Genomic DNA, 8849 nt, shown 5'->3' on the forward strand with positions numbered 1-8849 from the left:
CCTGTGTGATTCGTCTTAAGCCAGCGGGGCTAAACGGGCCGATTCCGCATTTCTTCGTTGACTTATCGTAAGAAGAAGTGTGAAGTTCACTAGGCGTTGGGTGCTCGGAGCTAGACGTAGAATCACTCTATTTCAAAGTCAGCAACAACTTATTATTTTATAAATTCCTAAACAATAAGAAAGGAGTCAAAGCTACAACTTGTATGCTTTGACTCCTTTTGTTTTGAGATAAAAAAAGTAAGCGCATTCAATAAAAGGAACAGATGATTTTAATTAGTGAAGATTTCTATAGTGTGAAAGGTAAGAGTCTTTAGACTGCGTCGGACTGTTAGCATCAGCGAACTTTCCTTTTAAAGTTTCAATTATGTAAAGACCAAAAAAGCTTCTTAGTTCAACATCATCCATTTCAAGAATATGTTCAATAATATCTTTTTGATTTAATTGTTCCAGTACGGCTAAAGCAAGAATATCAATGTCTTCATCATCACCTGTTAACTTTGTGCGATAGTGTTCGAATAAATCATCAATGAGTTTCAAAGTATACACCTCACTTCTTAAAAAATAGTTGAAAATTGACTAACTAAAAATTTCTACTATTCATATAATATTTTATCACAATATCTTATTTTCCTCTTATACTTTTTTTACCCCTATTAAACCTTTTTTAATCTTTTTTTCCATACAAAGTGTGAAAGTAAGAAGGAGGTTTTAACATGAAACTGGCCCCCATGAGTTTGCCAATCTTTTCGATGATTAGTGGTAGCGTTATTTACATGAGTGGTGAATATGATCATTGGTTAGCACTAGCTTTAGGGGAATTATTGCTTATAGACTTAGTTTCTTTTCTCCTTTCTAGTAAAATAACGGATAGTTTAAATTGGTCAATATTTCTTAAAGAGACATTCAAACGTGGTATGATTTTGGGAATCGTCGCTATAAGCTATATTTTAGATATGATATTACTTACTGGAGACATTGTAAAAAATTCTACACTTGTATTTTATATTAGCTATGAATTAGCAACAATTTTAAGCTATGCCATTAAAGTAGGTTTGCCAATGCCGGCGATAATAGAAAAATTAGTTTTTAGTATTAAAAAAGAAACAACCACGAAGAAAGCCGAATAATATGTCATTTTCTTTCATTAGTATTATATTTACTGTAAAGTAGGAGTATACACCTCATAATGAAAGTGAGAATACAAGTGGTTAAAAAATTTTTAGATGCAAATGGAAATAATGTATATTTCTCAACAGATGATCATCCCTTTTCCTCATGCCCTGACCATGTTTTAGTTATTGTACACAGTAACTTAGGATGGGTATTTACGAATCATAAAGTAAGAGGTTTAGAATTCCCAGGTGGAAAAAGAGAAGAAGGCGAAACGATTGAACAAGCAGCTATTAGAGAAGTTTGGGAAGAAACAGGAGCTCAAATTCAAGAGTTAATTTATATAGGGCAATACCAAGTGGGTAGTGGAAGTACCAGTTTTGTGAAAAATGTCTATTTTTCTCATACCGTTGCATTTGATAAGAAAGCAGATTACATGGAGACGAATGGAGCTGTCATCATGGAACAGTTACCTGAATCCTTTACTGAAGACAAATATAGCTATATTATGCGTGATCAAGTAGTGCTTTTAAGTTTAGCGCAAGTGAAGAAGTTGCAACTAATTTAAGTATAAGAGTCCGTCATTTGTATGGAGGACTTTTTTTGTGCATATAGTGAAAAAGGGATGTTTTTAAAACAGAAAAGCTATGTATAGGGTAAAATACTGGCAAGGAGTTTATTGAATGATGGTATTAAAAAAAGGATGTCTATTTATAGCAGCTTTGTTACTGCTTTCAGGATGCATAAATGTGAAAATAATCACAAATGTTGAACAGCAACAAACAAATAATGAATCGAAGAAAAAAGTGCAACCACCTGTTGATCCTATTCAGCAAAAGGTCGATGCTATGAGCATAGATGAGAAAATCGGTCAATTAATTATAGCTAGTGTTGAAGGTACAGGCTTAACGGCGAATAATCATGAATTGCTGAGCAAAGATAAAGTTGGCGGAATTATTATTATGGGAGCTAATGTGAAAAATGCCAATCAATTAAAGAACTTTATAAATAGTATTAAAATTCAACATCAATCCAACAAAATACCATTATTCATTAGCGCTGATGAAGAAGGTGGCAGAGTATCGAGAATGCCTAATGAACTAATAGGCTTACCTACAAATGAAACGATAGGCAAAGTTAATAATCCGGCTTTTAGTTATGAAATTGGCAGCATTATTGCCAAAGAGTTAAAGAGTTTTGGATTTAATATGAATTTTGCTCCTGTATTAGATATTAATAGTAATCCGAACAATCCTGTCATTGGTGACCGATCATTTAGCAATCGTCCAGATATTGTTTCAAGTCTCGGCATACACACGATGAAGGGTTTACAGAATCATAAAATTATTCCAGTAGTGAAGCACTTTCCAGGGCATGGGGATACAAAAGTAGATTCACATATTGAATTACCAATCGTGGATGCATCATTTCAAAGATTACGTTCTTTTGAGCTTCATCCATTCCAAGCAGCCATAAAAGAAGGAGTAGATGGAATGATGGTTGCGCATATACTTTTAAGAAGTTTAGATCATAAAAATCCAGTTAGCTTGTCGAAAACAGTCATAACTGATTTACTTCGTGAAGAATTAGCATTTAATGGAGTTGTGTTTACTGATGATTTAACAATGAAAGCTATTACAAATCATTATAAAATTGGAGATGCAGCTGTTAAGTCTATTCAAGCAGGTGCTGACGTTGTACTCGTATGCCATGGTTACCACAATGTAAAAGCTGTGCTCAATGCATTGAAAGAGGCAGTGAACACCAATAAAATTTCGAAAGAAAGACTTGATGAGAGTGTATATAGAATTCTTACTTTAAAAGAAAAATATCAAATATCTGATGAAATAACCGGACCGGTTAATATAAATGAAATTAATCAGAGAATATCACAATTATTAGCTACTATTGGTAGTAATGCTAGGTGAGGGTAATCACAACCCTCACCTATTATCATTTTACTTGATTAATTTTCTTTCCAATAGCTCAACAAGCTGATACATTACGGTGGCACAGATCGCTATTAACAATAATGCCATGAGAACAAGTGTGAAATTAAATACTTGAAAGCCATAAATAATCATATACCCTAAACCTTTTGCTGATACGAGAAACTCTCCGACAATAACGCCAACCCAGGATAAACCTACATTTACTTTTAAAGTGGAGATAATTGTTGGCATTGAAGCTGGAAGAATAGCCTCTTGAAAGCATTGTATCCTAGATGCACCAAATGTATGGAGTACTTTAATATAATTTGGATCTACTTCTCTGAAAGATGTATATACGACTATGGTCGTTATAATGATAGAAATAATGGTTCCCATAGCGATAATGGAAGTGAATCCTGGTCCTAAGGCGACTATTAAGATTGGACCAAGCGCGACTTTCGGCATCGCATTTAAGACGACTAAATAGGGATCTAATACTTTAGATAGAAATGGTGACCACCATAGTATAGCTGCAAGTAAGGTACCTAGTAAGGTACCGAGAATAAATCCAAGTACTGTTTCAAATAAAGTAACGCCTACATTCCCAAGAAGTGTACCATCCTGGATTTTCTCGATAAAAAGTTTTCCGATTTGTGAAGGGGCACTAAAGATTAATGGGTCAATCCAGCTTAATCGACTAGCTAGTTCCCAAAAACCAAAGAAGAAGATGAAAATGAAAGTTTGATAAAAACGTACGTGTTTTTGTTCCTTACGCAATCCGTATCGATATTTCTCATGTAAGGACTTAATATTTAGTTGCGTGCTCTTCAATGCCCTCAAACTCCTTCCATATTGTCTGAAATAAGGAAGAATACAACGAATGATTTCTAGCTTCAAAAGGAGCTAGGGTCTTCAATTCTTCAGGTACAATAAATGTTTGATACAATCTTCCAGGTTTAGCAGAAAACATAAAAATACGGTCGCTCATTGCAATTGCTTCACCTATATCATGTGTTACGAGTATGGCTGTTTTATTGAAATTCTTTAGTGTTGCAAAAACGAGATTTTCTAGTTTGAGCTTTGTTACATAATCTAGTGCTGAGAAAGGTTCATCTAGCAATAATATTTTCGGGTTTGTTGCTAATGTTCGGACGAGTGCAACTCGCTGTCGCATACCACCTGATAGCTGATTAGGATAAAGGCTCTCTACGTTTGTTAAACCAATCTCGTTTAATAATTTCAATGCGCGTAATTCGAGTTCAATCTGCTGTTTTTTTTGTAGCTTTAAACCCAATAAAATGTTTTCACGAATGGTTTTCCAAGGAAATAAATAATCTTGTTGTAGCATATATCCTATGTCTTGCTTCTTTTCTACATAATCAGGATCAGCGTCTAGTTTTGTAACACCGAAGGTTGGCTTTAACAAGCCAGCAATGATTGATAATAGAGTAGTTTTGCCACAGCCACTTGGACCTAGAAAGGAAACGAATTCACCCTCTTCAATGGATAGTGAAACGTCTTCTAATGCTGTGGTAGCTTGTAAAGTTGTGAAATAGACATGATGGATTTGTTCAACTGTAAGAAAGCTCATAGTAAGACTCCTTACTCTTCCGCAGCTTTTTTAGCAAAGTCAGTATTTACTAATGTGTCGTAATCAATATCTTTTGGCAATTCTCCAGCTTCTTTCATAATTGCTTTAAGATTATCCCATTCTTCCTGATCAAGAATTGGGTCTGTGGCAAATGAATCTTGATTTTTGTATCGTTCAACAACCATTTCAATGGTTTTAAGGTCCGTATCCTTGAAGTATGGTTGAATGGCTTTGGCGATGTCACTAGCGCTATTTTTTTCTACCCATGTTTGAGCTTTCTGGATTGCTTTTGTGAACTTTTCAACGGTTTCTTTATTGTCTTTTAAGTAACTTGTTTTTGACATGAATGATGTATATGGTATCTTTCCTGATTCCGTTCCAAATGAAGCAACGATATAGCCTTTTCCTTCTTGTTCAAAGATGCTTGCTTGCGGCTCAAAAAGTTGAACGAAGTCGCCAGTTCCTGATAAAAATGCATTGGGTATGTTAGCGAAATCTACATTTTGAATAAGTTTTAAATCTTTGTGAGGATCAATATTATGTTTTTTTAACGCAAATTCTCCAGCCATTTGTGGCATACCACCTTTTCGTTGACCGAGGAATTCACTACCTTTAAGCATATCCCATGTAAAGTTATCAATTTTCTTTCGAGAGATTAGAAATGTTCCATCTGTTTGTGTAAGTTGAGCGAAATTAATGACAGGGTCTTTAGAACCTTGAGCATGCACATAAATAGATGTTTCTGAGCCAACTAATGCGACATCAGCTCCATCTGATAATAGGGTAGTCATCGTTTTGTCTCCACCCCAAGTGGTTGTTAACTCTACCTTTAAGCCTTCATCTTCAAAGAAGCCCTTTGCCAGTGCAACATATTGAGGAGCGTAAAAGATAGAGCGAGTTACTTCAGCTATGCGCACGGTTTTTGCTTCTTCTTTGCCACATGCAACTATGAATGTTAGCATGGACATGATAAGTAAAGAACTGATACATACTTTAACCCATTTTTTCATAATGGATCCTCCTATAGTGGTTTAAACATATCGTATGTGAGTGTGAAAAATGTGTGAATGCCTATTATATGAAATAAGTGAATGATAGAGGTGTGAAAAATATGAATGTAACGGACGGGGTGGTTACATCGCATATTCCTTTCCCTTCTCCACATCCTGAAATTAAGTTATCGATTGTTACTTATTTATCTCAGGGATTAAAGGTAAAAGGATTATTAGCGGAACCGCAAGGGGAGAAGTTAGATGGTTTTCTCTATTTGCGCGGTGGGCAAAATAATGTAGGACAAGTACGACCGGGAAGAATAATTCAATTTGCTTCTCAAGGCTTTGTCGTCTTTGCTCCATTTTATCGCGGTAATCGAGGTGGTGAAGGCGTTGAAGATTTTGCAGGAGACGATCGAAATGATGCGTTTGCAGCTTTTCGAGTTTTAGAGCAACATCCTAAAGTAAATCGTGTGCATGTCTTTGGGTTTTCACGCGGTGGTGTGATGGCTTTGTTGACAGCAATCGAATGTCAGTCAGTAGCATCAATTGTTACTTGGGGCGGTGTTTCCGATATGTTCTTAACATATGAAGAACGAGTGGACTTACGTAGAATGATGAAACGAGTAATCGGAGGAACTCCTTCAAAATATCCTGAGCGATATGAATGGCGAACACCTTTGTACAAGGCAAAGCAAATAAACTGTCCTGTACTTATTATTCATGGCGCCAAAGATCAAAATGTATCTATTAAGCATGCCGAGGTTCTAGAAGATCGATTAAAGCGATTGAATAAAAAAGTGGAAGCATGGTATTTCGATGAATATACACATTACTTTCCACCAAAGGTGAATCGACAAACTGTTGAAAAGTTATCGATTTGGATGAAAAATCAATAGTGAAAAATGGTAAAATGAATAATAAGAAAGGGTGGTATAAATGGGAATGCCTCTTGAGCTTAATACGATGATTGTAACTAAAGGAAATGAAAAGCGTATTAATAGCAATGATTTTTCTTTAATTAAAAGTGGTTATCGCTTATATCCTATGGATATTCCAATTGATATTAGAAAAACAAAGCATGGTGAATCAATTGGGACAGCGGTTATTAAACAAGTAGTATGGGAAAAAGAATCAACAAAAATTACATATGAATTAACTTCATTACATTCAGTAAATTGAGGCTGGGGCTGTCTCAAAAGTGATTATAAATCACTTTTAAGACGCCTTTTTACGCTTTTTAGCCCTTCGTTATAGGTTACGAGAAATTTGTTGTTCTTGCAGAATATGATGAAAATGCCTACCTTTGACGCTTTTGAAAAAGAGAGATTTCATGTATTTCCATATAAAGTGAAACTTTAATCGGNNTGCCTATAATTGGCGCTTTTGAAAGAGATGAAATGCATGATCTCCCTATAGATGGGAACAATGCCTTTCACGTAAATGTAATAATCTAAAACACCATTACCTTAATGGACAAGACAACCTCTTCCTTTTAGTTAAACGACTAACATTACGTTATTCTGATAAAATAAAAGTATTATTTAATATATAAATATAATGAAAAGAGGTTCATCTATGTTAGCAATTGCAACCATACTTTTTTTGTTATCTCTACTTGGGATTTTATTTGGAATTATAGGGGTAATTAAAGGTAGCTTGAAATTTTTAAAGTTGAATTCAACGAAAGCTAGTGCATTGTTGCTAGCGTGTTCCTTAGCTATGTTCGTTCTTTCTATAATTATGGTTCCAGTAGATTCACCTACTGGTGATTTTAAAAAAACTTCAGTTGATGAAAAAATAAGCTCTGAAAGCGGAGACTAATTAAATACACGTAAACGAAAGTAACAAGCCCTAAGTGAAAAAACTCACTTAGGGCTTTATTCAAATCTTACAGGGTTGGACCACCAAATTCTTTAATTTCATATGAAACATTCTCAAATTTAGCGAAGTTTTCACGGAACTGCTGTGCTAATTCTTTAGCTTTAGCTTCATAAGCAGCTTTATCTTGCCATGTTTTGCTTGGTTGTAATACGTCATCCGGTACACCAGGAACGTGTTGTGGAATTTCAAGGCCGAAAATTTCGTCTTTATCCGTTTCCACATTATTTAAATCGCCCTCTAACGCAGCTTGAATCATTGCACGTGTATAAGCAAGTTTCATACGACTACCAACACCATATTCTCCACCAGTCCAGCCAGTGTTTACTAAGAATACATTAGCGCTATGCTCGTCAATTTTTTGTCCAAGCATTTCTGCATAAACTGTTGCAGGCAGTGGTAAGAAAGGTGAACCGAAACATGTTGAGAACGTTGCTTGTGGAGAGGTAATTCCACGCTCTGTTCCAGCAAGTTTACTAGTATAACCACTTAAGAAGTGATACATTGCTTGTTCTTTCGTTAATTTACTAATTGGAGGTAATACTCCAAAAGCATCTGCTGTTAAGAAAATAATTGTGTTAGGGTGCCCAGCTATACTTGGTACTACGATATTGTCAATTTCATTAATATTATAAGCAGCACGAGTATTTTCAGTTAAAGATTTATCAGAGTAGTCTGCAACGCGATCTTCATCAAGAACAACGTTTTCTAAAACTGCGCCAAAACGAATCGCATCAAAGATTTGAGGTTCTTTTTCTCTTGTTAAATCGATACATTTTGCATAGCAGCCACCTTCAATATTGAACACTCCGTTAGATGACCAGCCGTGTTCATCATCACCGATTAATTTACGGTTAGGGTCGGCAGATAACGTTGTTTTACCTGTTCCAGAAAGGCCGAAGAATAATGCAACATCTCCTTCTTTACCTACATTTGCAGAGCAATGCATAGAAAGAATGTTGTTTTCTGGAAGCAAATAGTTCATAACTGAGAAGATGGATTTTTTCATTTCACCAGCATATTCCGTTCCACCGATTAGAACGGTTTTATATTCAAAAGAAATAATGATGAATGTTTCTGATTTAGTTCCGTCAACAGTTGGATCAGCTTTAAAGTTAGGTGCTGAAATCACTGTGAATTGTGCATCATGATCTACTAGCTCTTCTTCTGTTGGTCGAATGAATAATTGATGAGCAAATAGATTATGCCATGCAAATTCATTTATTACTTGAATAGGTAAACGAGATTTTTTGTCGGCACCAGCAAAACCTTTAAATACAAATACATCTTCTTTTTCTTTTAAATAAGTAACAACTTTATTATAAAGTTTTAAAAATACTTCTT

11 protein-coding genes are annotated in these 8849 nt (G+C 35.2%); 6 read left to right on the forward strand and 5 right to left on the reverse strand.

Annotated features, from left to right (window positions below; all coding sequences use genetic code 11):
- Positions 1 to 273 precede the first annotated feature (273 nt).
- Entirely contained in the window at positions 274 to 537 is a 264-nt protein-coding gene (locus tag V7014_RS23030) for a DUF6154 family protein (protein ID WP_335510726.1), read from the reverse strand.
- Between the two features lie 176 nt (positions 538 to 713).
- Between V7014_RS23030 and V7014_RS23035 the strand changes: the two genes are divergently transcribed.
- The 3 genes from V7014_RS23035 to nagZ all read left to right on the forward strand — a co-directional run bounded on the left by V7014_RS23035 (position 714) and on the right by nagZ (position 3038).
- Complete coding sequence (locus V7014_RS23035; protein ID WP_335510729.1) at positions 714 to 1127, forward strand: phage holin family protein; 414 nt, start codon at positions 714 to 716, stop codon at positions 1125 to 1127.
- Positions 1128 to 1186: 59 nt separating this feature from the next.
- Positions 1187 to 1678: an RNA deprotection pyrophosphohydrolase gene (ytkD, locus tag V7014_RS23040; protein WP_335510731.1), complete on the forward strand. Its 492-nt coding sequence runs from the start codon at positions 1187 to 1189 to the stop codon at positions 1676 to 1678.
- 115 nt (positions 1679 to 1793) lie between these two features.
- Positions 1794 to 3038, forward strand: a complete 1245-nt coding sequence (nagZ, locus tag V7014_RS23045; protein WP_335510732.1) for a beta-N-acetylhexosaminidase — start codon at positions 1794 to 1796, stop codon at positions 3036 to 3038.
- A 30-nt stretch (positions 3039 to 3068) separates the two neighbouring features.
- Here nagZ and V7014_RS23050 read toward each other — a convergent pair whose 3' ends face one another.
- The 3 genes from V7014_RS23050 to V7014_RS23060 are packed head-to-tail and all read right to left on the reverse strand — an operon-like array spanning position 3069 to position 5642.
- The gene (locus tag V7014_RS23050) at positions 3069 to 3872 is read right to left on the reverse strand and encodes an ABC transporter permease (RefSeq protein ID WP_335510734.1); all 804 of its coding nucleotides are present in this window, start codon (positions 3870 to 3872) and stop codon (positions 3069 to 3071) included.
- A complete protein-coding gene (locus V7014_RS23055) occupies positions 3847 to 4632 on the reverse strand; it encodes an ABC transporter ATP-binding protein (RefSeq protein WP_335510736.1) in 786 nt (261 codons plus the stop codon). The genes V7014_RS23050 and V7014_RS23055 overlap by 26 nt, the downstream gene beginning before the upstream one ends.
- 11 nt (positions 4633 to 4643) lie before the next feature.
- On the reverse strand, positions 4644 to 5642 hold the full coding sequence (locus V7014_RS23060; protein ID WP_335510738.1) for an ABC transporter substrate-binding protein: 999 nt from the start codon (positions 5640 to 5642) through the stop codon (positions 4644 to 4646).
- A 101-nt stretch (positions 5643 to 5743) separates the two neighbouring features.
- Between V7014_RS23060 and V7014_RS23065 the strand changes: the two genes are divergently transcribed.
- The 3 genes from V7014_RS23065 (at position 5744) to V7014_RS23075 (ending at position 7448) form a co-directional block, all read left to right on the forward strand.
- Positions 5744 to 6523, forward strand: coding sequence for an alpha/beta hydrolase family protein (locus V7014_RS23065; protein ID WP_335510740.1), 780 nt, complete (start codon positions 5744 to 5746; stop codon positions 6521 to 6523).
- A gap of 40 nt (positions 6524 to 6563) precedes the next feature.
- The gene (locus tag V7014_RS23070; protein ID WP_335510742.1) at positions 6564 to 6806 is read left to right on the forward strand and encodes a DUF2584 domain-containing protein; all 243 of its coding nucleotides are present in this window, start codon (positions 6564 to 6566) and stop codon (positions 6804 to 6806) included.
- 396 nt (positions 6807 to 7202) lie between these two features.
- A complete protein-coding gene (locus V7014_RS23075; RefSeq protein WP_335510744.1) occupies positions 7203 to 7448 on the forward strand; it encodes a hypothetical protein in 246 nt (81 codons plus the stop codon).
- A 67-nt stretch (positions 7449 to 7515) separates the two neighbouring features.
- Here V7014_RS23075 and pckA read toward each other — a convergent pair.
- A partial coding sequence (gene pckA, locus V7014_RS23080) for a phosphoenolpyruvate carboxykinase (ATP) (protein ID WP_335510746.1) occupies positions 7516 to 8849 on the reverse strand: 1334 nt, incomplete at its 5' end.

Origin of the sequence: Bacillus sp. JJ722 (assembly GCF_036963345.1) — a bacterium.
GTDB lineage: Bacteria > Bacillota > Bacilli > Bacillales > DSM-1321 > Bacillus_AD.